Genomic DNA, 25,517 nt, shown 5'->3' with positions numbered 1-25,517 from the left:
CGTCCCCTGCTTATGATGATAACGTAACCCGCACCAGCTGCATGCAGTATGGCAATTCACTGACCAGGATTACAGTAGGAACAATGTCTTTGTTGCAGATGCCTGCAATAACTATGGTTTGCTGTTGCGCGTTAATACCGGCAACGATAAAATTCCCGGCGCCGCACTTCTCCAGTTTCCTTTTAAGACTTACGAAATCAGTTACCGGCATTAATAAAAAAAGTCCTCCTGATCAAACCAGGAGGACTTTCTAAATAATATATCCGTTACTATTATACCAGCTTAAATGTTTCTGTGAACTTGGTGGTAAAGTTTCCTTTACGGAAGTTCTCATCACGCATCAGCTGCTGGTGGAAAGGAATCGTTGTTTTCACGCCTTCAATTACAAACTCGCTCAATGCGCGTTCCATAGTGTTGATCGCTTCTTCGCGTGTTTGCGCCATGGTGATGATCTTTGCTACCATGGAATCATAGTAGGGCGGAATTACATAACCGGCATAAATGTGAGAATCCACTCTTACGCCATGACCGCCGGGAATATGCAGGGTAGTGATCTTACCGGGAGAAGGACGGAAATCGTTGTAGGGGTCTTCGGCGTTGATACGGCACTCGATGGCGTGCATCTGTGGCGTATAATTTTTTCCGGAGATGGGAATGCCTGCAGCAATTTTGATCTGTTCCTTTACCAGGTCAAAGTTGATCACTTCTTCTGTAACCCCGTGCTCTACCTGGATACGGGTGTTCATTTCCATGAAGTAGAAGTTGCGGTGCTTGTCTACCAGGAACTCGATAGTACCCACGCTCTCGTAGTTGATAGCGCTGGCAGCCCTGATAGCGGCATCGCCCATTTTCTCACGCAGTTCAGGTGTCATGAACGGGGAAGGTGATTCTTCCACCAGTTTCTGGTGACGGCGCTGGATAGAGCAGTCCCTTTCACTGAGGTGGCACACTTTGCCGTATTGGTCGCCCGCTACCTGGATTTCAATATGACGGGGCTCTTCCACGAATTTCTCCATGTAAATACCGTCGTTACTGAAGGAAGCACGGGCTTCATTTTTAGCCATGTTGTAAGCATTCTCGATCTCGCTTTCTTCCCATACCACACGCATACCTTTACCACCGCCACCGGCAGTAGCTTTGATGATCACCGGAAGACCCATGCTTTTTGCGATGGATTTTGCTTCTTCCACGCTCTGGAGCAGGCCCTCGGAACCAGGAATAACCGGTACACCGGCGGCAATCATAGTTTCCTTGGCAGTCATCTTATCACCCATTTTGCGGATCATATCCGGGGTGGGGCCGATAAACTTAATGCCATGTTCACCACAGATTTCGGCAAACCGGGCATTCTCAGCCAGGAATCCATAACCGGGGTGGATAGCATCTGCATTGGTGATTTCTGCAGCAGCCATCAGGTGAGGGATGTTCAGATAAGACTCCGAGCTTTGTGGCTTACCTATGCAAACTGCTTCATCGGCAAACTTCACATGCAGGCTGTCTTTATCTGCCGTTGAATAAACTGCTACCGTTTTAATACCCATTTCCTTACAGGTACGGATAATCCGGAGGGCAATTTCACCACGGTTGGCAATCAATATTTTTTTGAACATTGTTTTCCTTATAAGTTAATAATAGCTGTTAGCTTTTAGCGGTTAGCCTTTAGCCATCAGTGCACTACCATGGGTAAGACTGAAAGCTAAAGGCTAACGGTAAAGGCTATTATTACGGTTCAACTAAAAATAAAGGTTGATCATATTCTACCGGAGAAGCGTCGTCTACCAGTACTTTTACGATTTTCCCGCTCACTTCACTCTCTATTTCGTTGAATAACTTCATTGCTTCGATGATGCATACCACTTTACCGGGAGCTACTTCGTCACCAACATTTACGAATGGTGCTTTGTCTGGGCCGGCGCTGCGGTAGAAGGTACCGATCATGGGAGATTTGATGGTTACCAGGTTATCTGCTTTGGCAGGAGCAGCAGGTGCGGCAGCCACGGGTGCTGCGGTGGACGGAGCTGCTGCAGGAGCTACAGCGGCTACTGCCTGTACAGGCGCCACGGGTGCAGGAACGGCGATTACCTGCTGAACTTCATTATCCTTCTGCTTTATTGTAATCTTAAACTTGTCCTGTTCAATGCTCAGTTCACTGATATTTGATTTGTTGATCATTTTTACCAGTTCCTGAATCTGTTTAAAGTCCATGTAGACAGTTTTTGGTTTAGAAATATATAGAATATGACAAATACTTTTTAACGCATTCAGGAACTTTGTTTCAGAAAGATCTCCCTTCGGAAACAAAATTCCTATTCTCCGAAAACCAGTATTTCAGAAATGCTTTATGCTTTTACTCTTTCAATGTATTCACCATTCTTGGTGTTCACACGGATCAGTTCTCCCTCGTCTACAAACAGTGGAACCATAACAGTGGCGCCGGTTTCAACGGTAGCAGGTTTCAGGGTACGGGTTGCCGTATCGCCTTTTACTCCGGGCTCGGAGTAAGTTACCTGCACTACAATTTTATCGGGTAATTCAACCGCCATGTACTGATCAGTTTCTGTGTTGATCTGTACACTTACTTCCTGACCTTCTTTCAGGAACTGAGGTGCATCGATAGCTGTTTCCGGCATAGCGATCTGCTCAAATGTTTCATTGTCCATGAAGTTGTAGCCGGTATCATCTTTATATAAATACTGAAAAGCCTTCTTTTCAATACGGATAGGAAAGATAGTATCACCTGAGTTCCAGGTGTGCTCAATAGAACGGCTATTGTCAACGCCCTTCAATTTAGCCCAAACCTTTGCGGCTGCACGGGCGGTTTTATTCTGACCAAACTCTACAACAGAATACAAACTGTTATCCAGTTTGATGATTAATCCTGTTCTGATATCTGCGGTGGTAGCCATAAATAGGTTACTTGATTTTAAGTTAAAAATTTATACGGATTGCAAAAGTAAAAATTTTCGCATATGAACAAGCAACTAATTCCCAAAATTAGAGAGATTAGTCCCTTTTCGGCTCAATTTTCGTCTTTTTTATTCAAATAATGACATTTATCCGGTATTTTTAAACTCAAATCAAGAAACTTTTATAAGTATGCGCTACGTGTTTTTAGTTATTTTAAGCTGTTTTCCCGTGTTTTTGATGGCCCAGACGCCCGCTAATACCAGCACCAAACCACCTTATTTACAATACCCTGTCATCCCTGCTTTCCCGCTCAGTCTTGCCGATGGTCATACAATTACCAAAAACGACCTGAAAAGAAATGAGAAGACTATGCTCTTCGTTTTCAGCGTTGACTGTGATCACTGCAAACACCTCACCGAGGAAATGCTTAAAAATATAGACAAGTTCAAAAAAACACAGATCGTAATGGTAACTCCCTTTAAAGTGGAGCAGATGAAAGAGTACTACGATCATTACAAGATCCAGAACTATCCCAACATTATCATGGCCAGTGAGCCCACCCGCCAGATCATGTATTTTTATGACCTTCATTACTTCCCTGGCCTGTATATATATAATAAGAAACAACAGTTTGTAAAGGGTTTTGAAGGAACAGCAAAACTTGATTCACTGCTGTTTTACCTCAACAAATAATGCTTTGTGAAAATGTAGCTGCCAGCGGATTATTGTAGTGCCGAATCATTACATTTGTTTAATCACATTCATTCTTCACTTTTAAAGCTAAAGACAAAATGAAAGTTACAGTAGTAGGAGCCGGGAATGTAGGCGCAACGTGTGCCAATGTACTGGCCCACAGAGATTTTCTGCAGGAGGTGGTTTTATTGGATATTAAAGAAGGAACGGCTGAAGGTAAGGCGCTGGATACATGGCAACAGGCTCCCATTGATTATTACAGCACCAAAATTACAGGGGTGACCAACGATTACACCAAAACCGCGAACAGCGATGTGGTGGTGATCACTTCCGGCCTTCCCCGTAAACCTGGTATGAGCAGGGACGACCTGATCTCTACCAATGCCAATATTGTGAAATCGGTTACCGAAAATATTACAAAACATTCTCCGGATGCCATCATCATCATTGTAAGCAACCCGCTGGATGTAATGACCTATTGCAGCTACCTCACGGCTAAAAAGGACAGCAGCAAAGTATTTGGTATGGCCGGCATCCTTGATACCGCCCGCTACCGCGCTTTCCTGGCCGATGAAATAGGCTGCTCACCAAAAGATATCCAGGCTATCCTCATGGGTGGCCATGGCGATACCATGGTTCCCCTGCCGCGTTATACCACCGTTAGCGGTATCCCTGTAACAGAGCTGGTAGCCAACGACAAGCTGGAAGCTATTATCCAGCGTACCAAAGTAGGTGGCGGTGAAATCGTGAACCTGCTTGGCACTTCCGCCTGGTATGCCCCGGGCGCCGCAGCTGCCCAGATGGTGGAAGCTATTGTAAAAGATGAAAAACGCATTTTCCCCGTTTGCGCATGGCTTACCGGCCAATACGGGCTGAAAGATATTTACCTGGGTGTACCCGTAGTATTGGGTAAGAAAGGTATTGAGAAGATCATCGAACTGCAGCTCAATGATGCTGAAAAAGAATTGCTGAACACCTCCGCACAACACGTGAAAGAAGTAATGGACGTGCTGGACAAAATGCAGTCTGCCACCGCTTAACGCGGATTTTGTCTGACTCAGGATTATGATGATTACGCTGATTAATTTGAAATTATTTTTCAGAATTAATAAAGGACTAAGGGAGATAAAAACGGATATACTTTCGCTTTTATCTCCCTTAGTCATTATATTATTAGTTAAACAAAAAATCTAAAAATATAATCAGCGTAATCATCATAATCCTGGAAAAGACAAAATCCGCGTCAGACAGATTTCGCGTTTTATTCGTAATTTTACCCCATTCCCGAAACGGGCTAAAACAGTATAAATGAAGCAGTTCTAAATAGTTTCATAAAATTTGGTTTAACTCTGAATGTATGTCTAACCTGGAAAAACTGATTACGCAGAAAACATTTGAAAGCGAAAATCAACGTGGCCTGATCAGCCTGATTTTCATTGGTAACTGGATAACGTCGCGCCACCAGCAATTCTTTAAGCGCTATGGTATCACCATGCAGCAGTTCAACATACTGCGGATCCTCCGTGGGCAACACCCCCAGGCGGCAAGCATCAATGTGTTGAAAGAAAGGATGCTGGATAAAATGAGCGATGTATCCCGCCTTGTGGAACGGCTTCGCAAAGCAGACCTTGTGGAACGGAAAAACAGTGAAATGGACAGGCGCGCCGTGGATGTACGCATCAACGACAAAGGGCTGGAGCTGCTGAAATTAATAGATACCGAAATCAGGCAACTGGATAACACCCTTCAGTCGTTAAACGAAAAAGAAGTGATCCAGCTGAATAAATTACTGGACAAAATGCTGGACAGCTATCATTGATTAAATCTCTTCCAGGTAATTAAGATCTTTGCCAAACGTTTCTTCCACCTTCCAGGCAGTAATCGACGCAACTCCGATACAAATCACCGCCACAATAGCCCCGCTTTGAAGGAAAGTAAAATATTTCTGTATTTGTATAAATAAGATAGAGATCAAAGGTAGCATCCCTCTCGCAAAATTCGGAACAGTAGTAGCCACGGTAGCCCGCAGATTGGTACCAAAGCTTTCGGCTGCAATCGTCACAAAAATTGCCCAGAACCCAACGCTGAAACCAAGTATAAAGCATACGGTGTAAAACACCCAGGTTTCCACACCATGAAGATTTAAGTATACAGCTACCATAATACCTGTAAGCACCAGGAATAACAACATCACCTTCCTGCGGCTTTGCCATAACTGGCTGATAAGACCGGAAGCGAAATCGCCCAATACCAGCCCTGCATAACAAAATGCGATGGCATCGCCGGGATTAATGGCGCCTTTTACTCCCATCAGGGTGGCAAACTTATTGGAAAAAGCAATGAGTATACCTACCACAAACCAGGTAGGAGTGCCCAGCAGCATACATTTCAGGTATTTAATAAACCGCTCGCGGTTGGTGAACAACGCTACAAAACTGCCCCTGGATGCGGTAGACGTTTTCACTGCATTAAACATTTGCGATTCCATAACGCTCACCCGCAGGATCAGCAAGCCCAGTCCCAAACCGCCACCAATGAAATAACAGATCCGCCAGTCGCCCACCAGCTTTGCAATCAGGTTGGCAGCCACTGCCCCGGACACGCCTACTGTGGCCACAATCATAGTACCATATCCCCGCTTTTCCTTTGGCAGGATCTCCGACACCAGTGTAATACCTGCACCCAGTTCTCCCGCCAGCCCGAAACCGGCCACAAAGCGCCATAGTACATACCCGTTGATGCCCTGCACAAAGCCATTGGCGATATTGGCCACGGAATAAATGAGAATAGAACCGAACAATACGCTCAGGCGGCCTTTTTTATCTCCGATAATACCCCAGAAAATACCTCCCACAAGCAATCCCACCATCTGGATATTGATAAGCAGCATACCGGCGCCGGCATCAATTTCACTCTGGGGCAACCCCAGCGATTTTAAACTTGGTACCCTTACAATAGTAAACAGCAGGAGATCATAAATATCCACGAAATAGCCCAGGGATGCCACTATTACGGCGATATTGAAAATAGAGACGGAACTTTTGTCGGCTTTCATTTTGTTTGGTTGTCGATAACGGGAATAAAAAAAAGGGCCTTTTAAGAAGGCCCTTTTAAAGATATAAAAAAATTATATTGGAGAATCAGTTTTTTCTGGTTCAGCGGTAGTAGCCGCATGCTGTGGTTTTACTTTACCAAATATCACCTTGATCAGTACCGGCAAAGTGGTGATCAGTACTATTACCAGGATGATCAGTTCCAGGTGCTCCTTCAGGGTAGGAAAAGCTTTATCCAGGTAGTGCCCCGCCAGCATCATGGAAAATACCCAGGCAAAGGAACCGATGATATTAAAGAACATAAATTTCTTGCCGTCCATACCCACAATACCCGCCACTATAGGTGCAAAAGTACGGATGATAGGGAGGAAGCGGGCAAAGAAGATAGCGCCGCCGCCATATTTTACAAAGAAATCATGGGCCTGGTGCAGGTGTTTCTTCTTGAAAAAGAATGTATCCTTCTTCTTAAATAACAGAGGGCCGGACTTTTTACCAAACCAGAAGCCTACCATGTTTCCCAGCACACCGGCGGTGGCAATCAGGAACATGATCACCACAAATGGAAGATTAAAGAAGCTGTGGCAAAGGTCTTCGCTGTAGATACCCGCTACAAAGAGCAGGGAATCCCCCGGCAGAAAGAATCCTATGAAGAGGCCTGTTTCTGCAAAAATAATTGCCAGTAACAGGTAAAGTCCACCATGTTCAATAATCCACGAGGGATTAATGAGGTGTTTAAAAAACTCAATAATCTGGTCCATGCTAAATACGCTATTTCTATTTCTGAAGTGGTAAAATAATCAATAAACTGTTACGCATTTGTTAAGTTAGGCTTTGGCAGTAACTTCTGTTGACGGCGCCAGTTTATTTTCCCACCTGGAAACAACGGCGGTAGCCACTGCATTTCCGATAACATTGGTGGCAGAACGGCCCATATCCAGCAGGTGATCTACTCCCAGCAACAGAATAAGTCCGGCTTCGGGGATCTTGAACATCGAGAGTGTGCCGGCTATTACCACCAGCGATGCACGGGGCACGCCCGCAATCCCTTTACTGGTGATCATTAATACCAGCAGCATCGTGATCTGCTGATCAATACCCAGGTGCATACCATATGCCTGGGCAATAAACAAACTGGCAAAGGTCATATACATCATCGAGCCATCCAGGTTAAAGGAATAGCCGAGCGGTAATACAAAGCTAACAATACGGCTGTCGCAGCCAAATTTTTCCAGCTCTTCCATAGTACGCGGATAGGCCGCCTCGCTGCTGGCGGTGCCAAAAGCCAGCAACAGCGGATCTTTGATCATCCCCAATAACCTGAATACCCGTTTGCCGAGGATCAGTCCTCCTACCAGGGAAATAACCACCCACAAACAAACCAGCCCAAAATAAAACTGTAAGATGAACTTACCATAAGTTACCAATACGATGGGGCCTTTCAGCGCAATGATACCGGCCATGGCGCCAAATACCGCGAAGGGGGCAAAGTTCATTACAAAACCGGTCACTTTCAGCATGATATAAGCCACACTGTCGAGCAGCTTTACCACGGGGGTGGCCTTTTCGCCAATGGCCGCCGCCGCTACGCCGAAGAATATGGCAAATACCACGATCTGCAGTATTTCATTATGGGCCATAGCGTCTACCACGCTGTCCGGTACTACGTGCCGGAAAAAGCCTTTGAGGGTCATATCTGCCTTGGCAATGCCGGAAGAAGCATGTTCATCGGGCAGGGGCAACGACAGGGACAATCCCGGTTTCAACAGGTTAACCAGTACCAGGCCTAAAAACAATGATACAAATGTTGCACTGATAAACCACAGCATTGTTTTGCCGCCAATGCGGCCAACGGCTTTTATATCGCCCAGCTTGGCCACTCCCACCACGAGGGTGGAGAATACCAGCGGGGCAATGATCATTTTAACGAGGCGAAGGAAAATATCTGTCAGGATGGAGATGTTATCAGCGAAGATCTGCGGGGTATCCTTGGTTCCCGTGGTGGCAGGAGCATTGCCATAGGCAAGGAAAACACCATAGCCAGTGCCTATTCCGATTACCATAGCAATGAAAATATATAATGTGAGCAGATTCGATGATTTCTTCATGCTTAGACAGAATTTATCTTGTAATATTTAAAGTTGTAACCGGAAAATTTATCAAAAATAAGGTTAAGCAGCTAAAAATGCGCTTTGGCGGGCAAAATAAAAGTATCTGTTTTTGATTTTAGATATTATATTTGGCGATCAACAGAACAACAACAAACTAAACTACCTTAAAACATCAACCACAATACGACTGCGTATGAGCAAACTCTTTGCTAAAAAACAACTATCTGTTTTAATGGCCGAAGCTGGAGAATCTGAAAAGGGTCTGAAAAGGACACTTGGTGCAGGTTCTCTTATAGCATTAGGTATTGGCGCTATTATTGGCGCCGGCCTTTTTGTAAGAACAGCTGCTGCTGCAGGCCAGCATGCCGGACCTGCCGTTACTATTTCCTTTATTATTGCTGCTATAGGTTGCGCGCTGGCGGGTTTATGCTATGCCGAATTTGCTTCCATGATTCCTATTGCGGGAAGCGCCTATACTTATTCCTATGCAACACTGGGAGAATTTATTGCCTGGATCATTGGCTGGGACCTTGTACTGGAATATGCACTGGGCGCAGCTACGGTGGCCATCGGCTGGTCGCAGTACCTGAATAAGCTGCTTACCAATGTATTTCATGTCACCATACCTTACCAGTGGTGCCATAGTCCGTTTGAAACCTCTGATGCCGGTGTACAGGGCATTATGAATGTTCCGTCTGTGTTTATCCTCCTGGCGCTCACGTTGCTGCTGATCAGGGGTACACAGGGTTCTGCCATTGTAAATAACATCATCGTTATTACCAAAGTGGCCATCGTAATGTTGTTCATCTTCCTGGGATGGAAATTCATCAACCCTGCTAACCACACACCTTTTACCATTCCTGCAGATGCCGGTACCGTAAAAATGCACAATGGCCAGGTGGTAGATTACTCTAACTTCTGGAACCATGGCTGGGCGGGCGTGCTCAGGGGGGCCGGTGTGGTATTCTTTGCCTTTATTGGTTTTGATGCAGTATCTACTGCTGCACAGGAAACCAAGAATCCAAAAAAGAATATGCCCATCGGTATCCTTGTATCACTGGCTATCTGTACGTTGTTATATATCCTGTTTTCTTTTGTGCTGACAGGTATTGCTCCTTTTACCGACTTCCTGAAAGCTGGTGGCGAAGCTTCCGTGGCTTACGCGATTGATACTTATATGCCTGGCTACTCCTGGTTGTCGACCTTCATTACAGTGGCTATCCTTGCGGGTTTTTCCTCCGTTATACTGGTGATGTTGCTGGGGCAGACAAGGGTGTTTTACTCCATGAGTAATGACGGCCTGGTACCATCTGTATTTGCCAAGCTGCACCCAAAATACCGCACGCCTTACCGCTCACAGTGGATGTTCTTTGTATTTGTATCCCTGTTTGCGGCCTTTATTCCAGACAATGTGGTTGGCGATATGACCAGTATCGGTACCCTGTTTGCCTTTGTACTGGTGTGTTTCGGCATTATTGTAATGCGCAGAACCAACCCGGAAATACCACGTGCCTTTAAAACGCCGTGGGTACCAATCATTCCTTTACTGGGAGCGGTTTTCTGTCTTACTATGATCATCAGCTTAGGTATAGAAAACTGGGCGCGGTTGTTTGTATGGCTGGGTATAGGCTTTGTGGTTTATTTCGGGTATAGTGTAAAACACAGTAAGGCCCGTAAGATGCAGGGATAACCGGCAGAAATTAAAAATTCCGGAAATAATAAAAGCGGAGAACAGAACGAAGGATTTCCCCCCGTTTTGTTCTCCGCTTTAGTTAAAATCAGGTAAATCCGCTATTCCGGTACCTGAAAATCCTTATTTTTGCGTTCTGTTTTTAAAAGTCACTATAATATATACCACTCCAATGGGAAGAATATTTGAAGTAAGAAAATCGACCATGTTTGCCCGCTGGGATAAGATGGCGAAAGCATTTTCAAGAATAGGTAAGGAAATAGCCATTGCCGTAAAGGCGTCTGGTCCTGATCCGGATAATAACCCCGCACTCCGTCGCTGCATTCTCAACGCGAAGAGTGTTAACATGCCTAAAGACCGTGTGGACGCAGCTATCAAGCGCGCCATGGGGAAAGATAAAACTGATTACGAGGAAGTGGTTTATGAGGGTTATGCCCCTCACGGAGTGGCGGTAATGATTGATACGGCTACTGATAATACCACCCGCACTGTTGCCAACCTGCGTATGCACTTTACAAAAGGCGGTGGTAGCCTGGGTAACAGCGGATCTGTTGGATTTTTATTTAACCGTGTAGGTGAGTTCAAAGTAAAGAATGCCGGCCAGGACCTTGAAGAACTGGAACTGGAACTGATTGATTTTGGTTTGGAAGAAATAGGGGAAGACAGTGAAGGTAATATCATTATCCGGGCGGCGTTCACGGAATTTGGCAATATGGCCAAAGCCCTGGAAGAGAAAGGCCTGGAAGTGATCAGCTCAGAGCTGAAACGTATTCCGACCACTACTGTTGAGCTGAATGAAGAACAGGCAAAAGAGGTGCTGGAGCTGGTAGACCGTTTGGAGCAGGATGAGGATGTACAGCAGGTTTTCCACAATCTGAGATAAGATATTATTACATATAAAAAGGGAAACGTCCGCTATTAAGGCGGACGTTTTCATTTGATGCGGTTAACCTTCTAAACCAAAAACAGCTAAACCTTAGCGATGGTGTGTGTGCGTCCCAGGTCATCTGCGATGAACATGAGCCCCTTACCGTGGTAGGTTTCAAGTTTTACGGCAGGGTCTTGCGCAATGTGTTTACGAAGACGGGTCAGATAAACGTCCATCACACGTGAAGCGAAAAAATCTTCCTGTCCCCAGATAACAGACAGGATATCATCTTTCTTTAGTTTTTTGTTTGAATTTTCGCATAGAAAGCGAAGCAACTCCGCTTCTTTTGGGGCCATACGAACATGGGAGTCGGCATCTTTATGCCTGATATGATATTGTGAATAGTCGAAGATCAGGTTACTGATGGTATATACAACACGGCGTTCGCTTTTCAGGAGGCGGCTGCGTTTCAGGTATACCTCCACCCTGCAGATCATTTCCTGCATATTGAAAGGCTTGGTGATATAATCATCTGCCCCTGCTTCAAAACCCTGCAGCCTGTCCTGCTCCAGGTAACGGGAAGAAGTGAAGATGATGGGAATGTTTTCATCCATAGAACGGATATCGCCGGCAAGGGTAAACCCGTCTTTTTTGGGCATTACCACATCCAGTATGCACAGGTCAAATACATGTTTCTGGAATTTTTCCCAACCTTCCTGGCCGTTTTCGCAGAAGTTGACATTATAACCGGCGCGCTCGAGGTGTCTTTTTACCACCTTGGCAAAAAATACATCGTCCTCTACCAAAAGAATGCTTGATTGCATGTAACGTTGGTTTTAAGCGAATGAATAGATTTTAGTTGTACATGTACCTTATATATAAGTGTAGCTGGTACCTTTATCCAAAAATAAATAACATAATCATAATGCAGGCCATCCATCCTATTCACTTCTGAGTGTATCATTCATTTCAACCATTCGGTTACGCGGTATACCCCAAAGCCCATTATTTTCTGTTTACGCTCTTTTTACTAATAACCTGTTTATTCGCTTAACGGGTAATCCTAATTGATAATATTTTTAGGATTTCCTTCGAGGAAGGCTTTAACGTTCTCTACCGAGGTATGCATCAGTCTTTTCCGGGCTGCCTGTGTGGCCCAGGCAATATGCGGGGTAATAATAGTACTTGGCGCATTGATCAGAGGATTTCCGGCTGGCGGCGGTTCTGCGGACAATACATCCAGTGCGGCGCCGGCAATAATTCCTTTCTCCAGGGCATGGGCCAGGTCGGCCTCCCGGATTAGCAGGCCCCGGCTGGTATTTATCAGGAAAGCATTCTTCTTCATGGTGCCCAGTAAGCCGGCGTTTACAAACTCTTTGTTGGCAGGGTTCAGCGGGCAATGCAGCGAAACAATATCCGCCTCCCGGAAACAGGTGGCCAGGTCTACAAAATCAACACCTGACATAGCGTCCCTTTCAGGATGCTTATGATTGGCAATCACCTTCATACCAAATGCCAGCGCGATACGGGCCACGGCCTGTCCTATCTGTCCCAGCCCCACAATCCCCAGTGTACTGCCGGCCAGCTCTGTAAGCGGTGTTTTCCAGTAACTGAAATCAATGCTGCTGCTCCACTCCCCTGCCCTTACGCTCTCCGCATGCAAACCGGTGTGGTGACATAATTCAAGGATCAGCGCAAAAGTCAGCTGGGCTACAGATGTTGTGCTGTAAGCCGGCACATTTGTTACCGGGATGTTCTTTTTTCTTGCTTCCAGGATATCCACTATATTGAAGCCTGTAGCAGTTACGCCAATATACTCCAGCTGCTGCAGTTGCCGGATGGTTTCCCCGCTTACAATCGCTTTATTGGTCAGTATAATATGCGCATCCTTTGACCTTACCGCTACTTCGTGCTCAGGCGTGCGGTCGTAGAATGTTACATTGCCCAATGCCTGTAACCCGCTCCAGTCGAGGTCTCCGGGGTTCAGGGTATATCCGTCCAGTACTACGATGTTTTTCATGGTCTTCATTTTATGAAACAAGATACATCATACATGAAATAATCATTAACTCCGGTCGCATCTCTTTTCGCATACAAAAAATCAGGTCACCTTTGCAGCGCCATAATAGCACGATACTCCAGCTAATTTAAGAAGCCACCATTTCAGCAGATAAAATGCTGTTATGGTGGCTTCGCCTATTAAAGGAAAAGCCGGTCCCTGTTAAGGATACCGGCTTGTGTATGATTTAAGGATGCAACTATTCCTGCATCATCTCCATAATTACTTTTACTACATCTTCTGTATTGGGCTTGGAGAAATAATCCCCGTCGGAGCCGTATGCCGGCCGGTGCGCCTGTGCGCTCATAGTGCGCGGAGCAACGTCCAGCCAGCGATAGCCGCCCTGCTTTTCAATTACTTCCTGGAACATATAGGCAGTACCGCCTCCAGGCACATCTTCATCTACAAAGAGGATCCGGTTTGTTTTCTGCAACGACTTCACAATACTGTGATGAATATCGAAAGGCAGTAAGGTTTGCACATCAATGAGCTCACAGGAGATCCCTGTTTCTGTTAATGTTACCATTGCTTCTTCCACGATACGGGTCATTGAGCCGTAAGTAACGATGGTCACATCTGTTCCTTCGTGCAGTATTTCCGGGGTGCCCAATGGCACAGTATACGTTTCCAGGTTAGCCGGCAATTTTTCTTTCAGGCGGTAACCGTTTAAAGATTCAATTACCAGTGCGGGCTCATTGGCCTGCAGCAGGGTGTTATACATACCGGCTGCCTGTACCATGTTACGCGGCACGCATACATGCATACCACGAAGGGAATTGATGATCATACCCATTGGTGATCCGCTGTGCCAGATGCCTTCCAGGCGATGACCACGGGTGCGTACTATCAGCGGGCAGTACATAATTCCTTTGGTGCGATACTGCAGGGAAGCCACATCGTCGCTGAGTGGTTGCAGGCCGTACAACAGGTAATCGAGGTACTGGATTTCAGCAATGGGGCGCAGGCCGCGCAATGCCAGCCCTATACCCTGTCCTATGATGGTTAACTCACGGATACCGGTATCGGCTATACGTGTTTTACCATGTTTCTGCTGTAATCCTGCAAAGCCCTGGTTTACGTCGCCAATTTTTCCCACGTCTTCACCGAAAGCAAATACGCGTTCATTATTGGTGAACAGCTGATCAAAATATCTATTCAGTATTTCGTACCCGTTTACGGCAATGCTGTTTGCGTCATATGCTGCAGGTACTACCGGTACATTCAGTGCAGAGTTAACGCCGGTTGCGTGAAGCAGCGTATTATACACTTCTTTTTCTGCTGCCAGGTAAGCATCATAATATTGTTGTAATGCCTGCACAGCGGGCGCTGATTTCAGGTGCCGGTGTTTCAGCAGGATCATAGCGCCAGCCTTCAGGATATCGCGGCGAAGCGGCTCACGGTTGTTCTGAAGATCGCGGATATACGTATTCACCGTATTGGCATCTGCGCCTGCAATGTCTGCAACAGGTACAGCCAGTGTTACAAACAACTGCACCTGTTCTTTGATCGGTGTAATATATTTTTCCCAGGCGGCTTTACGGGCTTCCTGTGCTTTTACTTTTGCTTCTGCTTCAACGGCCAGCAGGGTTTCTTCATCGCACAAAGCATTTTCGATGATCCAGGAGCGCATCTTCACATTACAGTCGAACTCCCGTTCCCAGGCAAGACGTTCCTTGCTTTTATACCGTTCGTGCGAGCCGCTGGTAGAGTGGCCCTGGGGCTGTGTGATCTCTTCCACATGAAACAGCGCAGGAGTATGCGTTTCGCGGATCTTCCGGATAGCCGCTTCAAATACTTCACACATGCCGGCATAATCCCAGCCTTTTACATTGTATATATCAAAGCCGTTGGATTCTTCTGTTTTACGGAAGCCTTCCAATGCTGCGCTGATAGATCCTTTGGTGGTCTGATATTTACGGGGTACGGAAATACCATAACCATCATCCCAAACAAAAACGGCGAGTGGAACCTGCAAAACACCAGCGGCATTCATGGTTTCCCAGAAATGTCCTTCCGACGTAGAGGCGTCACCGATAGTAGCGAAACAGATTTCGTTACCGTTGTTGGAGAGATGTTTATATTGATGTAAAGCTTCCACCTCACGAAACATTTTAGAGGCAAAGGCAAGCCCCAGTGCGCGGGGCATCTGGGCGGCCGTGGGGGCCATATCAGCTGCAGAGTTTTTCATTTGGACCAGAGGAAGCCAGTTGCCATCCTGATCAAGATTAGGTGTGGCATAATGAGAGTTCATCTGTCGTCCGCCTGAAAATGGATCATTTTTCAGATCAGGATCTGCATATAACTGCGAGAAGAATTGTTCGGGAGTGGCAATACCAGTGGCAAATGCAACAGTTTGGTCGCGGTAATAACCGGAACGGAAGTCCCCTGGCTGAAAGTATTTTGACATTGCTATCTGCGCCACTTCTTTTCCATCTCCAAAAATGCCAAACTTTGCTTTACCTGTAAGCACTTCCTTACGGGCCAGCAGACTAACTTCCCTGCTTTCGCAGGCCAACCTGTAATCATTAAGCACTTCCTTGCGGAACTCTTCGAATGACAACCGGCTTTCTAAATTCATAGCTAGTTCGTTATTTTCTATCATGCCTCATGGTTAAAGTACAAAAGTAAGGTTAATTATACAGTTGAAAAATGCTGTAAATCTTTCATTTAAAACAATCTGATTTTTTTTAATAAGATTTTAATAAATTGTAAGGTTTATAATGCTTTTTGGCTGTAAATTTGTTCTAACCAAGAAAGATATTAATATTTTTTTACCGGTCGCTTTAAAACCATCATATGAAAATGAAAAAATTTATCTTATCCCTGTTTGCGAGCATGCTGCTGACTACTGCCTTGTGGGCTCAAACCGCTACTACACAGAATCCAGCAGATACCAAAGTAAAATTTGCCAAAGAAACGGTTGATTTTGGTAAAACTGAGTTAAACAAGCCAGTTACCGTTGATTTTGAATTCACTAACATTTCCAAAGAACCGGTGCTGATTGAAGCAGCCCGCGCCAGTTGTGGTTGCACTACTCCAAAATGGACACAGGAACCTATTTTACCTGGTAAAAAAGGAAAAGTAACCGCGAGTTACAGTGCAAATGGTTTAGGTCAACAGAATAAAACCATCTGGGTAAAGTTCAGAGGCGTGGATCAGGACAAAGAACTGCACCTGACAGGTACAGTTGGTTCCAACAATAAATAATTACCACACTTTAAACATACTAAGACCTTACAGCTTAATCCTGTAAGGTTTTTTTGTTGCCCATCGTATCCCCTATCTTTGCACAGCAAAAGATCAAAACAATTTTATGCCTACCATTAGCCAGAGAGGTGAGCAAATGCCGCCTTCTCCCATCAGAAAGCTTGTACCATTCGCTGAAGCAGCCAAGAAAAAAGGGGTAAAAGTATACCACCTGAACATCGGCCAACCAGACATCGAAACCCCTAAACCCGTACTGGATGCGGTACGCCATTCCGAATTCAAGATCCTGGAATACAGTCACAGTGCAGGTTTTGAGAGTTACCGCCGTAAGCTGGTTACTTATTACAGCCGTTTTGATATTGCGGTGAACCATAACCAGATCATTGTTACCACCGGTGGTTCGGAAGCCATCATATTTGCCTTTATGGCCTGCCTGGATCCGGGCGACGAGGTGATTGTTCCGGAACCTTTTTACGCCAACTATAATGGTTTTGCCGTAGAAGCGGAAATAAAGATCAAAACCATTACTTCCAGTATTGAAACCGGCTTTGCATTACCGGCGATGGCTGATTTTGAAAAGGCCATTACCTCACGTACCAAAGCTATCATGATCTGTAATCCCAATAACCCCACCGGTTATCTTTACAGCCGGGAAGAACTGGAAGTATTGAAACAGCTTTGCCTGAAATACAACCTGTTCCTCTTCTCCGACGAGGCTTACCGGGAGTTTTGCTATACAGGAGAACATTTTTCGGCGATGAACCTGGAGGGTATGGAAAACAATGTGATCCTGTTGGATACCATTTCTAAAAGATACAGTGCATGCGGAGGCCGCATTGGGGCCTTTGTTACCAAAAACCAACCGGTACTGGATGCCGTAATGAAATTTGCCCAGGCCCGCCTGAGCCCTCCTACTTTTGCGCAAATAGCCGGCGAAGCTGCAGTGGATCTGCCAACCGATTATTTTGATGGTATTAAGGCGGAATATCTTAGCCGCCGCGACATCCTGGTAAAAATGCTGAATGAGATCCCCGGGGTATTTTGTCCTAATCCGGGTGGTGCTTTCTATGCCATGGCCAGGCTGCCAATTGACGATTCAGATAAATTCTGCCAATGGATACTGGAATCTTTCTCATATGAAGGGCAAACGGTGATGATGTCGCCGGCAACCGGCTTTTATGCTACGCCAGGATCAGGGAAGAATGAAGTGCGGCTGGCTTATGTATTAAATACAACAGACATTCGTCACGCAATGGTCTGCCTGGAAAAAGCTTTGGAAATATATCCGGGTAGAATTTCCAAATAATTTTGCTCAAATAATTAAAGATAAAATCCGGGCAGTAAGTCCCTAAATACATTATAATAAATTCTATATATGTTTTTTTGAAGAAAAAAGCAATTATTTAACACTCACTACTTGGATTTTTGATATTTTGTTTCGTATATTTGATGTAGAAATAACAACAACGACAAAAATTATTTAATTATAAAAATATTTACAGATACGATAGATCGCAAAATCTAAACTTGTTTAAGAAAAATTTAACCTGCATTATTTCTTATAACGTTTATTTGGTCCGACCTTTGAATTATAAAAGCAAGAAGATTTATCAGTCTTCTGTAAAACTCAAAGATTAACTAAAACGTTTTAGCAAAATATCGTATTTTTGTATCAGTTTTTCATAACGTGGAATTTATAAAGGCAAACGGCTCTGATCACAGAGCCGTATTTTTTTGCCTTATCCCCCTGTTCAACATTGAAAAATCAGTTGTATTTATAAATATTCTTAAAATATTCCCTTTCGCGTTTACCTTTTTTCTATAATATTGTTATGTAATAAAACGGGCGGGTTACCAGCGCTTTGGCGATGGTAATATCCGTTTGTTTTCATAACGTGGAATTTTAAAATGCAAACGGTCCCGATTCCTCGGGACCGTCTTTCATTTAAGCAAATATATTGCGGCCTTTTCAGGCCGGTATGTTAAGCTTTATTCGCTTTGATCATCTCAAAGAAATCATCGAACAGGTAGCGGCTATCGAAAGGCCCGGGGGTTGATTCCGGGTGATACTGTACGCTGAACGCAGGTTTATTCTTGATACGGATTCCTTCTACGGAGTGATCATTCAGGTTTACATGGGTTACTTCCACGTTCTCGCTGGCTGCAACCGCTTTTGCATCTACTGCAAAACCATGGTTCTGGGTAGTGATCTCACACAGACCTGTTTTCAGGTTCTTTACCGGGTGGTTTAAACCGCGGTGCCCGTGGTGCATTTTGTAAGTAGGTATATCATTGGCGAGTGCCAGCAGCTGATGCCCGAGGCAGATACCAAACATTGGTCTTTCTGCAGCCAGGATCTTCTTTACAGTATCAACGGCATAAGTCAGCGGAGCTGGATCGCCGGGGCCGTTAGAGATAAAGTAAGCATGTGGCTTAAATTTCTCGCAAACTTCAAAAGTTGTGTCCGTTGGGAATACCTGCAGGTAGGCGCCCTTTTCAGACAGGCATTTCAGCATATTTCTTTTCACTCCGTTATCGAGTACAGCAATACGGATCTCTGCAGCCGGATCACCCACATTGTAAGCTTCCGGGGTGGTCACGTCTTTACAGAGGGCAAGTCCTTCCATGGAAGGAACCTTTGCCAGCTCCGCTTTCAGCTGATCAATATCCAGGATGGAGGAAGAAATAATGCAATTCATAGCACCCTTGCTGCGAATGTGGGAAACGAGCGCACGGGTATCTACATCATAAATGGCTACCAGGTCATTATCGGTCAGGAACGTTTCCAGTGACCCATCGGCCATTTTCCTGGAATAGTTGTGCGCGATATTCTTAGCGATCAAACCGTTGATCTTTACACTGCTGCTCTCTACGTCATCCTTCTTGGTGCCGTAGTTCCCGATGTAGCAGTTGTTCATTATAAGTACCTGTCCTTTATAAGAAGGGTCCGTAAACACTTCCTGGTAACCCGTCATACCGGTATTGAAAGCTAATTCACCGGCGGCTGTGCCAATTTTTCCAAAAGCTTTTCCCTGAAAAACCGTACCGTCTTCTAACAGCAGTATGGCAGGTTGGATGGTTCTTGTCTGAGGCATTTCTGGTATCTGTCTTGTTTTATATTTTAAAAAAAACCTTCAAGGGTACAAAATGCCCTGAAGGTTCGGATAAAAAACCGTGCAAAGGTATGAAATGCAACAGTTAAATACAGATTTTTTTTACCAGAAAGGAAATGTTATTTGATTTTCACGGATTTGAGCACCCTTTGTGCCACCTGGCGGCCCACGGGATCGTCTTCACGGTAATTGATCTGGATCTGCCAGCGGTTGCTTCCCTTGATCATTACCAGGTTACAAAATGCCAGGCGGATACCGCCTTTATACAGGTAATTCCCCTCCTCCAGCACTCCCTGCATACCGGAAATGAGCACTGGTACAGATTTACAGTCCATTTCTGTAGCAGTTTCCTTCAGCTGCATACTTTTATGCGAAGCTGCTACTGCTTCTTCCAGGCTGTTGGCCACATTACTGATATAACTGAACATATTTACAGCAATGCGAATGCCTCCCCCGTCTTCATTGCTATAGGTTTTCGCATATTCTATCACTTTTGCGTCCTCTTCTTCCAGCGGCTGATCATGTACCCACAGCTTTACGGGCGTGCTGATTTCCAGGGCCTGGCGCCCTATGGTGGCAGTATGCCAGGTGCTGTACAAACTGGATGGCGATACTTTAGGATACAGGAAAGTAAACATAGCCCTTTTCCCAAACAAGCTACCTGTAACAGCAACCAATATAAAAACAAGGGAAAAGAAAAGAATGATCTTTCCCTTATTGGCTGTTTGCAACTGGTGCTTTATCCAATACAGCGGGCCTGTGTTTGTTTTTTCTTTCAGGGAGACGCCAACTGACCGGCAGTACTCCGGGAATGTAGCCATTGGATGCTGCTTTTGCCAGCTGGCAAAGCTATGCGGGAGCTTCTTGCCACAGGTATTACAAAAAGTAAGGTATTCAGATGTAAGCGGGTTAGGATGACCACAATTATCACAATGCAGGTATTTCATAGGATACTCATTAAAGCTGGTGTAATATTACGAAATATATGCATTTATTAGTGCATAAAAAAGGACAAAGCCAGGCTTTGTCCTTTTCGTATCGTTTGATATAAGATTACTCAGCAGATTTTTCTTCTGTAGCAGTATCAGCAGCTTTAGTTTCAGTTGCTTCTTCTGCTTTCTTCTTAGCACCACCGGCACGACGGGTTTTCTTAGCAGCAGCTTTTTCTTCTGTTTTACCGTAGATTTCGTTAAAGTCTACCAGTTCAATCAGAGCAACTTCTGCGTTATCGCCCACACGTTTACCCAGTTTAATGATACGGGTGTAACCACCAGGACGGGTAGCTATTTTTTCGCTGATCGTTCCGAACAGTTCCTTGATAGCTTCTTTATCCTGCAGGTAGCTGAACACAATTCTACGGTTGTGGGTAGAATCGGTTTTGCCTCTTGTCAGCAGCGGCTCAACATACACACGGAGAGCTTTCGCTTTAGCGAGTGTAGTGGTGATACGTTTGTGGCTGATCAGTTCGCAAGCCAGATTGGACATCAGGGCTTTACGATGAGAAGCCGTTCTGCTTAATTTGTTTAATTTAACTCCGTGACGCATGACATTTTTGTTTTAACCCTTACACCGTGTCAGGAATTGTAAGGTACTTGTTAATTATAAAGTAGTTAAGCCAAAGCGATGCGGGTGCAACGGCTTTGGCTTAACAGATAAAATACTATTCTTCTTCGAGTTTCAGTTTAGACAGATCCATACCAAAGTGCAGACCTCTTTCACCTAATACCTGTTCAATTTCGCTGAGTGATTTCTGGCCGAAGTTTCTGAACTTCATCAGTTCTTCCTGTTCGTATTGTACCAGTTCGCTGAGGGAATTGATTTTAGCAGCTTTCAGACAGTTGAAAGCACGTACGCTCAGATCGAGATCTTCGAGTGGTGTTTTCAGTATCTTACGCAGTTGCAGTGTTTGTTCATCTACAACATCTTCTTTTTCAGTGTCTTTGGTATCAAAGCTGATGTTTTCATCAGTGATGATCATCAGGTGCTGAATCAGGATGCGGGATGCTTGTTTTACAGCTTCTTCCGGGTGGATAGTACCGTCTGTGATGACCTCCATAACGAGTTTCTCATAGTCAGTTTTTTGTTCCACACGGGTGTTTTCTATACTGTACTTTACGTTTTTGATAGGCGTAAAGATAGAGTCGATCGCAATGTAGCCAAATACTGCATCTTTGGGTTTATTTTCCTCAGCTGGAACATAACCACGGCCTTTACCGATAGTCAGTTCGATATCCAGCTTGGCAGAAGGGTCCAGGGTGCAGATCAATAGTTCCGGATTCATAATCTGGAAAGCGCTGGTGGCTTTTTCAATCATATCAGCGCGGAACTCTGTTTTACCTTTAATGGACAGTGTGATCTTTTCGTTCGTTACATCACTCTCAGAAATCCTCTTGAAGCGAACCTGTTTCAGGTTCAGGATGATTTCAGTAACGTCTTCAGTAACACCTTTCAGTGTAGCGAACTCGTGATCGGCTCCTTCAATTTTAATACCCACAATGGCATAGCCCTCCAAAGAAGACAACAGTACGCGACGTAACGCATTACCGACAGTCACAGCATAACCTGGTTCTAATGGACGGAATTCGAATTGAGCTTCAAAGTCGGTAGACTTCTGCAATACGATCTTATCAGGTTTCTGGAAATTTAAAATTGCCATTGATATGATAGATTTATTTGTTAAATATGAGGTTAGTCCATGACCTTTTGGCCATGGACTAATTATTTATTACTTAGAGTACAATTCTACGATCAGTTGTTCCTTGATGTTTTCAGGAACGCTCTCTCTCTCAGGATAAGCAATGAATACACCTTTCATTTCTTTCTCGTTCCAATCCAACCAGCTGAATTTAGGATTTTTTCCACGGATAACGCTGGTCAGTGCAGAATTGTTTGCGGTTTTATTTTTCAGGCTGATAACGTCTCCTGGTTTCAGTTGGAAAGAAGGAGTGTTAACAACGATACCGTTAACAGTAACGTGTTTGTGAGAAACCAGCTGACGGGCAGCAGGACGGGAAGGAGCGATACCCAGACGGAAAACGGTGTTATCCAGACGGGCTTCGAGTAATTTGATCAATACTTCACCGGCAACACCTTTTCTGCGGGTAGCTTCATCAAACAGGTTACGGAACTGGCGCTCCAGCAAACCATAAGTGTATTTTGCTTTCTGTTTTTCTCTCAGCTGCAGTGCGTATTCGCCTAATTGTTTGCGTTTACGGTTAGCACCATGCTGACCCGGAGGGTTACTGTTCTTACTTAAATACTTGCCATTACCGAGAATGGGCTCACCAAAAATTCTGGAAATTTTGGTTTTTGGTCCTGTGTACCTTGCCATGTTTTAAATATACTTTAGATTTTTTAGTTAATGATGCATGCTCTTCAAAAAATCTGAAAACCTGATCATGCACCCATTTATTAATTATATTACAAAGTCCAGATACCAAACTTCTAATGAAATCTGGTATCTGGATGCTGTAAATATATATTACTATACTCTTCTCTTCTTAGGAGGACGGCAACCGTTGTGAGGTAAAGGCGTAACGTCTTTAATCATGTTCACTTCGATACCGGAGTTAGCGATAGCGCGGATAGCACTTTCACGACCAGCACCAGGGCCTTTTACAAATACATCTGCTCTTTTCAGACCTGAGTCCATTGCAACTTTAGCAGCATCCTGTGCAGCCAGCTGAGCAGCGTACGGAGTGTTCTTCTTAGAACCTCTGAAACCCATCTTACCAGCAGAAGACCAGGAAATAACCTGACCATGCTTGTTGGTGATGCTCACAATGATGTTGTTAAAGCTAGCAGAGATATGAACATCTCCGTAGTTATCTACCTTTACTACTCTCTTTTTATTAGCAGCAGTTTTTGTATTATTTGCTTTTGCCATAATGATTTAAATTCCAAATATGAAATTCCGCATCCCAAATTACACGACTCAAGGTCATTGAAACCCCTCAGATTCGGACTTGGGATCTCAACCTGGGATTTTATTTATTATTTCTTAGTTGCTTTTTTCTTACCAGCCACTGTCTTACGTTTACCTTTACGGGTACGGCTGTTGGTACGTGTACGCTGACCTCTTACCGGTAAGCCTTTCCTGTGACGTAAACCGCGGTAGCAAGCGATATCCAGCAAACGCTTGATATTCATTTGCACTTCGGAACGCAGTTGACCCTCTACCTTAAACTCACCGTTAATAATGTTACGGATGGCAGCCTGCTCATCATCATTCCATTCACGCACTTTTTTGTTTACATCAATTTCCGCCTTGTTCAGGATATATTGGGCGGTAGAACGGCCTATACCAAAGATATAGGTGAGGCCAATTTCTCCTCTTTTATTTTTAGGAAGATCTATACCGGCTATACGTGCCATATTTCTATTTTAGATTTTATGATTCTGATTAAAAAATCAAATTCCGTTAGGGGAACCGATTAACCCTGGCGTTGTTTAAAACGAGGATTCTTTTTGTTGATCACCAACAAAACACCTTTTCTACGAACTATTTTACAATCCGCACTTCTTTTTTTGATTGCAGCTCTTACCTTCATGATTAATACTTTATAAAAGGTTATGATATTTGTTAAATTACTGTTCCGGTCTCCTCTACGCTTTCCCGCTTATTTGTATCTGAAAATTATACGGCCTCTTGACAAATCGTATGGGCTCATCTCCACGCCAACCTTATCTCCTGGCAGAATGCGTATATAGTGCATTCTCATTTTTCCAGAAATGGTGGCCAGGATCTCATGCCCGTTTTCCAATTTTACACGGAACATAGCGTTCGACAAGGCTTCTAATATAATTCCATCCTGTTTAATGAGTGCCTGTTTTGCCATAAAAATTTTTAGGACTGCAAAGATAGCATTTATCTTTTGAAATAGAAAAATTTACCCGGATTATTATTATAATTGCCAGTTTTTTTGCCAAAACCTGTCGTTTTACCCCTAAAAACCCCTGCTATATTAGATAATTCCAAAGCCAATTACTAGTAATTTGAATTCAATTCGGGGTTGTTCTTCTCCTCTTTTTCTATATCCACGTAGGTCGACAATACATCTGCCCTCCCTTTTCCAACAGCAACAGTGTGCTCAAAGTGAACCGACGGGCTTCCGTCGCGGGTAGCAACCGTCCAGCCATCTTCGAGGTATTCCACGTCCTTGGAGCGGAGATTGATCATAGGTTCAATTGCTATAACCAGTCCCTCTTTCATTACAGGGCCGCTACCTCTTTTACCGTAGTTAGGTACCTGGGGATCCTCATGGAGGTTCCGGCCCAGGCCATGCCCTACTAGCTCCCTTACAACGCCGTAACCACGCTCTTTCTCAGTATACTCCTGGATGGCATAGGAGATGTCACCTATCCTGTTGCCAACAACCGCCTTCTCTATGCCTTTGTACAGGGAAGCTTTGGTGGCCGTCATCAGGCGGAGTACGTTTTCAGGTACATTACCGATGGCGAAGGTATAGGCGCTGTCTGAATGAAATCCATTCATATACACTCCCACATCCACTGTGAGGATATCGCCGTCTTTCAGCACGTATTTATTAGGAATGCCGTGTACTACTTCTTCATTTACGGAGATGCAGCAGGCATTCGGAAATCCTTTATAATTCTTGAAGGAGGGAGTTCCACCATTTTCAACGATAAACTTATCAGCAACTGCGTCCACCTCCAGTGTGCTCATACCTGGTTTCAGGGTTCTGGCCACTTCAGCCAGGGCTGCACTCAGGAGCAGGGCACTTTTACGTATCAACTCTATTTCTTCCTTCGTCTTATAGTGAATCATAACAACCCTTTTCATTCATAATTAGTATCTA

The 25,517-nt window shown here is 44.6% G+C and carries 27 protein-coding genes; 7 read left to right on the top strand and 20 right to left on the bottom strand.

The genetic code is table 11. The annotated features are described in order from the left end of the window. Nucleotides 1–10 precede the first annotated feature (10 nt). The 4 genes from FN124_RS17190 to efp form a co-directional block, all read right to left on the bottom strand. Entirely contained in the window at nucleotides 11–211 is a 201-nt protein-coding gene (locus FN124_RS17190) for a hypothetical protein (protein ID WP_142686007.1), read from the bottom strand. A gap of 61 nt (nucleotides 212–272) precedes the next feature. Next, nucleotides 273–1,610: an acetyl-CoA carboxylase biotin carboxylase subunit gene (gene accC / locus FN124_RS17185; RefSeq protein WP_142686006.1), complete on the bottom strand. Its 1,338-nt coding sequence runs from the start codon at nucleotides 1,608–1,610 to the stop codon at nucleotides 273–275. A 112-nt stretch (nucleotides 1,611–1,722) separates the two neighbouring features. After that, nucleotides 1,723–2,205 carry an acetyl-CoA carboxylase biotin carboxyl carrier protein gene (gene accB, locus FN124_RS17180; RefSeq protein ID WP_142686005.1) on the bottom strand — a complete coding sequence of 161 codons (483 nt, stop codon included), beginning with the start codon at nucleotides 2,203–2,205 and terminating at the stop codon, nucleotides 1,723–1,725. 134 nt (nucleotides 2,206–2,339) lie between these two features. After that, on the bottom strand, nucleotides 2,340–2,906 hold the full coding sequence (gene efp / locus FN124_RS17175; protein WP_142686004.1) for an elongation factor P: 567 nt from the start codon (nucleotides 2,904–2,906) through the stop codon (nucleotides 2,340–2,342). Between the two features lie 190 nt (nucleotides 2,907–3,096). Between efp and FN124_RS17170 the strand changes: the two genes are divergently transcribed. The 3 genes from FN124_RS17170 (at nucleotide 3,097) to FN124_RS17160 (ending at nucleotide 5,419) form a co-directional block, all read left to right on the top strand. Beyond that, nucleotides 3,097–3,600, top strand: coding sequence for a peroxiredoxin family protein (locus FN124_RS17170; protein WP_142686003.1), 504 nt, complete (start codon nucleotides 3,097–3,099; stop codon nucleotides 3,598–3,600). A gap of 98 nt (nucleotides 3,601–3,698) precedes the next feature. After that, the gene (gene mdh / locus FN124_RS17165; protein WP_142686002.1) at nucleotides 3,699–4,640 is read left to right on the top strand and encodes a malate dehydrogenase; all 942 of its coding nucleotides are present in this window, start codon (nucleotides 3,699–3,701) and stop codon (nucleotides 4,638–4,640) included. 317 nt (nucleotides 4,641–4,957) lie between these two features. Continuing rightward, complete coding sequence (locus tag FN124_RS17160) at nucleotides 4,958–5,419, top strand: MarR family winged helix-turn-helix transcriptional regulator (RefSeq protein WP_142686001.1); 462 nt, start codon at nucleotides 4,958–4,960, stop codon at nucleotides 5,417–5,419. Here the strand turns inward: FN124_RS17160 and FN124_RS17155 are convergent, their stop codons facing one another. From FN124_RS17155 to FN124_RS17145, 3 genes are all read right to left on the bottom strand, one after another. Next, nucleotides 5,420–6,655, bottom strand: coding sequence for an MFS transporter (locus tag FN124_RS17155; RefSeq protein WP_142686000.1), 1,236 nt, complete (start codon nucleotides 6,653–6,655; stop codon nucleotides 5,420–5,422). Between the two features lie 72 nt (nucleotides 6,656–6,727). After that, entirely contained in the window at nucleotides 6,728–7,411 is a 684-nt protein-coding gene (locus FN124_RS17150) for a DedA family protein (RefSeq protein WP_142685999.1), read from the bottom strand. 66 nt (nucleotides 7,412–7,477) lie between these two features. Continuing rightward, the gene (locus tag FN124_RS17145; RefSeq protein ID WP_142685998.1) at nucleotides 7,478–8,758 is read right to left on the bottom strand and encodes a dicarboxylate/amino acid:cation symporter; all 1,281 of its coding nucleotides are present in this window, start codon (nucleotides 8,756–8,758) and stop codon (nucleotides 7,478–7,480) included. Between the two features lie 196 nt (nucleotides 8,759–8,954). Here FN124_RS17145 and FN124_RS17140 point away from each other — a divergent pair, with 196 nt between their 5' ends. Together FN124_RS17140 and FN124_RS17135 are read left to right on the top strand one after the other, a co-directional pair. Further along, on the top strand, nucleotides 8,955–10,451 hold the full coding sequence (locus FN124_RS17140) for an amino acid permease (RefSeq protein WP_142685997.1): 1,497 nt from the start codon (nucleotides 8,955–8,957) through the stop codon (nucleotides 10,449–10,451). Between the two features lie 172 nt (nucleotides 10,452–10,623). Continuing rightward, nucleotides 10,624–11,334, top strand: coding sequence for a YebC/PmpR family DNA-binding transcriptional regulator (locus FN124_RS17135; RefSeq protein WP_142685996.1), 711 nt, complete (start codon nucleotides 10,624–10,626; stop codon nucleotides 11,332–11,334). An 86-nt stretch (nucleotides 11,335–11,420) separates the two neighbouring features. Here the strand turns inward: FN124_RS17135 and FN124_RS17130 are convergent, their stop codons facing one another. The 3 genes from FN124_RS17130 to FN124_RS17120 form a co-directional block, all read right to left on the bottom strand. Next, entirely contained in the window at nucleotides 11,421–12,143 is a 723-nt protein-coding gene (locus tag FN124_RS17130; protein ID WP_142685995.1) for a response regulator transcription factor, read from the bottom strand. A 239-nt stretch (nucleotides 12,144–12,382) separates the two neighbouring features. Continuing rightward, nucleotides 12,383–13,339 (bottom strand): D-2-hydroxyacid dehydrogenase, encoded by a 957-nt coding sequence (locus tag FN124_RS17125; protein WP_142685994.1) that lies wholly within the window; start codon nucleotides 13,337–13,339, stop codon nucleotides 12,383–12,385. A gap of 238 nt (nucleotides 13,340–13,577) precedes the next feature. Beyond that, nucleotides 13,578–15,956, bottom strand: coding sequence for an alpha-ketoacid dehydrogenase subunit alpha/beta (locus FN124_RS17120; RefSeq protein WP_260607478.1), 2,379 nt, complete (start codon nucleotides 15,954–15,956; stop codon nucleotides 13,578–13,580). A 224-nt stretch (nucleotides 15,957–16,180) separates the two neighbouring features. Here FN124_RS17120 and FN124_RS17115 point away from each other — a divergent pair, with 224 nt between their 5' ends. Both FN124_RS17115 and FN124_RS17110 read left to right on the top strand, forming a co-directional pair. Next, a complete protein-coding gene (locus tag FN124_RS17115) occupies nucleotides 16,181–16,585 on the top strand; it encodes a DUF1573 domain-containing protein (RefSeq protein ID WP_142685992.1) in 405 nt (134 codons plus the stop codon). A gap of 106 nt (nucleotides 16,586–16,691) precedes the next feature. Further along, nucleotides 16,692–17,891, top strand: coding sequence for a pyridoxal phosphate-dependent aminotransferase (locus FN124_RS17110; protein ID WP_142685991.1), 1,200 nt, complete (start codon nucleotides 16,692–16,694; stop codon nucleotides 17,889–17,891). Between the two features lie 676 nt (nucleotides 17,892–18,567). Here the strand turns inward: FN124_RS17110 and carA are convergent. The 10 genes from carA to map all read right to left on the bottom strand — a co-directional run bounded on the left by carA (nucleotide 18,568) and on the right by map (nucleotide 25,486). Beyond that, the gene (gene carA / locus FN124_RS17105) at nucleotides 18,568–19,680 is read right to left on the bottom strand and encodes a glutamine-hydrolyzing carbamoyl-phosphate synthase small subunit (RefSeq protein WP_142685990.1); all 1,113 of its coding nucleotides are present in this window, start codon (nucleotides 19,678–19,680) and stop codon (nucleotides 18,568–18,570) included. Between the two features lie 137 nt (nucleotides 19,681–19,817). Further along, a complete protein-coding gene (locus tag FN124_RS17100) occupies nucleotides 19,818–20,645 on the bottom strand; it encodes a zinc ribbon domain-containing protein (protein ID WP_142685989.1) in 828 nt (275 codons plus the stop codon). Between the two features lie 106 nt (nucleotides 20,646–20,751). Beyond that, on the bottom strand, nucleotides 20,752–21,243 hold the full coding sequence (gene rplQ / locus FN124_RS17095) for a 50S ribosomal protein L17 (RefSeq protein WP_142685988.1): 492 nt from the start codon (nucleotides 21,241–21,243) through the stop codon (nucleotides 20,752–20,754). Nucleotides 21,244–21,358: 115 nt separating this feature from the next. Next, entirely contained in the window at nucleotides 21,359–22,354 is a 996-nt protein-coding gene (locus FN124_RS17090; RefSeq protein ID WP_079470750.1) for a DNA-directed RNA polymerase subunit alpha, read from the bottom strand. Between the two features lie 69 nt (nucleotides 22,355–22,423). Next, nucleotides 22,424–23,029 carry a 30S ribosomal protein S4 gene (gene rpsD, locus FN124_RS17085; RefSeq protein ID WP_079470751.1) on the bottom strand — a complete coding sequence of 202 codons (606 nt, stop codon included), beginning with the start codon at nucleotides 23,027–23,029 and terminating at the stop codon, nucleotides 22,424–22,426. 153 nt (nucleotides 23,030–23,182) lie between these two features. Continuing rightward, complete coding sequence (gene rpsK, locus FN124_RS17080; protein WP_079470752.1) at nucleotides 23,183–23,584, bottom strand: 30S ribosomal protein S11; 402 nt, start codon at nucleotides 23,582–23,584, stop codon at nucleotides 23,183–23,185. A 107-nt stretch (nucleotides 23,585–23,691) separates the two neighbouring features. Beyond that, nucleotides 23,692–24,072, bottom strand: coding sequence for a 30S ribosomal protein S13 (gene rpsM, locus FN124_RS17075; protein ID WP_079470753.1), 381 nt, complete (start codon nucleotides 24,070–24,072; stop codon nucleotides 23,692–23,694). A gap of 59 nt (nucleotides 24,073–24,131) precedes the next feature. Continuing rightward, nucleotides 24,132–24,248, bottom strand: a complete 117-nt coding sequence (rpmJ, locus tag FN124_RS17070) for a 50S ribosomal protein L36 (protein ID WP_073083232.1) — start codon at nucleotides 24,246–24,248, stop codon at nucleotides 24,132–24,134. 69 nt (nucleotides 24,249–24,317) lie between these two features. Further along, nucleotides 24,318–24,536, bottom strand: a complete 219-nt coding sequence (infA, locus tag FN124_RS17065; RefSeq protein WP_012789309.1) for a translation initiation factor IF-1 — start codon at nucleotides 24,534–24,536, stop codon at nucleotides 24,318–24,320. Nucleotides 24,537–24,685: 149 nt separating this feature from the next. Then, nucleotides 24,686–25,486, bottom strand: a complete 801-nt coding sequence (gene map, locus FN124_RS17060) for a type I methionyl aminopeptidase (protein ID WP_142685987.1) — start codon at nucleotides 25,484–25,486, stop codon at nucleotides 24,686–24,688. Nucleotides 25,487–25,517 lie beyond the last annotated feature (31 nt).

This window comes from Chitinophaga polysaccharea (genome assembly GCF_902150045.1).
GTDB lineage: Bacteria > Bacteroidota > Bacteroidia > Chitinophagales > Chitinophagaceae > Chitinophaga > Chitinophaga polysaccharea_A.
Note: the sequence above shows the minus strand (reverse complement) of the source record. Positions and strands in the feature narration are given on the sequence as shown.

Excerpts from the sequence above, each read along its gene's own strand:
- FN124_RS17190 (WP_142686007.1), bottom strand. The coding sequence starts at position 211 with ATGCCGGTAACTGATTTCGTAAGTCTTAAAAGGAAACTGGAGAAGTGC.
- accC (WP_142686006.1), bottom strand. The coding sequence starts at position 1,610 with ATGTTCAAAAAAATATTGATTGCCAACCGTGGTGAAATTGCCCTCCGG.
- accB (WP_142686005.1), bottom strand. The coding sequence starts at position 2,205 with ATGGACTTTAAACAGATTCAGGAACTGGTAAAAATGATCAACAAATCA.
- efp (WP_142686004.1), bottom strand. The coding sequence starts at position 2,906 with ATGGCTACCACCGCAGATATCAGAACAGGATTAATCATCAAACTGGAT.
- FN124_RS17170 (WP_142686003.1), top strand. The coding sequence starts at position 3,097 with ATGCGCTACGTGTTTTTAGTTATTTTAAGCTGTTTTCCCGTGTTTTTG.
- mdh (WP_142686002.1), top strand. The coding sequence starts at position 3,699 with ATGAAAGTTACAGTAGTAGGAGCCGGGAATGTAGGCGCAACGTGTGCC.
- FN124_RS17160 (WP_142686001.1), top strand. The coding sequence starts at position 4,958 with ATGTCTAACCTGGAAAAACTGATTACGCAGAAAACATTTGAAAGCGAA.
- FN124_RS17155 (WP_142686000.1), bottom strand. The coding sequence starts at position 6,655 with ATGAAAGCCGACAAAAGTTCCGTCTCTATTTTCAATATCGCCGTAATA.
- FN124_RS17150 (WP_142685999.1), bottom strand. The coding sequence starts at position 7,411 with ATGGACCAGATTATTGAGTTTTTTAAACACCTCATTAATCCCTCGTGG.
- FN124_RS17145 (WP_142685998.1), bottom strand. The coding sequence starts at position 8,758 with ATGAAGAAATCATCGAATCTGCTCACATTATATATTTTCATTGCTATG.
- FN124_RS17140 (WP_142685997.1), top strand. The coding sequence starts at position 8,955 with ATGAGCAAACTCTTTGCTAAAAAACAACTATCTGTTTTAATGGCCGAA.
- FN124_RS17135 (WP_142685996.1), top strand. The coding sequence starts at position 10,624 with ATGGGAAGAATATTTGAAGTAAGAAAATCGACCATGTTTGCCCGCTGG.
- FN124_RS17130 (WP_142685995.1), bottom strand. The coding sequence starts at position 12,143 with ATGCAATCAAGCATTCTTTTGGTAGAGGACGATGTATTTTTTGCCAAG.
- FN124_RS17125 (WP_142685994.1), bottom strand. The coding sequence starts at position 13,339 with ATGAAAAACATCGTAGTACTGGACGGATATACCCTGAACCCCGGAGAC.
- FN124_RS17120 (WP_260607478.1), bottom strand. The coding sequence starts at position 15,956 with ATGAATTTAGAAAGCCGGTTGTCATTCGAAGAGTTCCGCAAGGAAGTG.
- FN124_RS17115 (WP_142685992.1), top strand. The coding sequence starts at position 16,181 with ATGAAAAAATTTATCTTATCCCTGTTTGCGAGCATGCTGCTGACTACT.
- FN124_RS17110 (WP_142685991.1), top strand. The coding sequence starts at position 16,692 with ATGCCTACCATTAGCCAGAGAGGTGAGCAAATGCCGCCTTCTCCCATC.
- carA (WP_142685990.1), bottom strand. The coding sequence starts at position 19,680 with ATGCCTCAGACAAGAACCATCCAACCTGCCATACTGCTGTTAGAAGAC.
- FN124_RS17100 (WP_142685989.1), bottom strand. The coding sequence starts at position 20,645 with ATGAAATACCTGCATTGTGATAATTGTGGTCATCCTAACCCGCTTACA.
- rplQ (WP_142685988.1), bottom strand. The coding sequence starts at position 21,243 with ATGCGTCACGGAGTTAAATTAAACAAATTAAGCAGAACGGCTTCTCAT.
- FN124_RS17090 (WP_079470750.1), bottom strand. The coding sequence starts at position 22,354 with ATGGCAATTTTAAATTTCCAGAAACCTGATAAGATCGTATTGCAGAAG.
- rpsD (WP_079470751.1), bottom strand. The coding sequence starts at position 23,029 with ATGGCAAGGTACACAGGACCAAAAACCAAAATTTCCAGAATTTTTGGT.
- rpsK (WP_079470752.1), bottom strand. The coding sequence starts at position 23,584 with ATGGCAAAAGCAAATAATACAAAAACTGCTGCTAATAAAAAGAGAGTA.
- rpsM (WP_079470753.1), bottom strand. The coding sequence starts at position 24,072 with ATGGCACGTATAGCCGGTATAGATCTTCCTAAAAATAAAAGAGGAGAA.
- rpmJ (WP_073083232.1), bottom strand. The coding sequence starts at position 24,248 with ATGAAGGTAAGAGCTGCAATCAAAAAAAGAAGTGCGGATTGTAAAATA.
- infA (WP_012789309.1), bottom strand. The coding sequence starts at position 24,536 with ATGGCAAAACAGGCACTCATTAAACAGGATGGAATTATATTAGAAGCC.
- map (WP_142685987.1), bottom strand. The coding sequence starts at position 25,486 with ATGATTCACTATAAGACGAAGGAAGAAATAGAGTTGATACGTAAAAGT.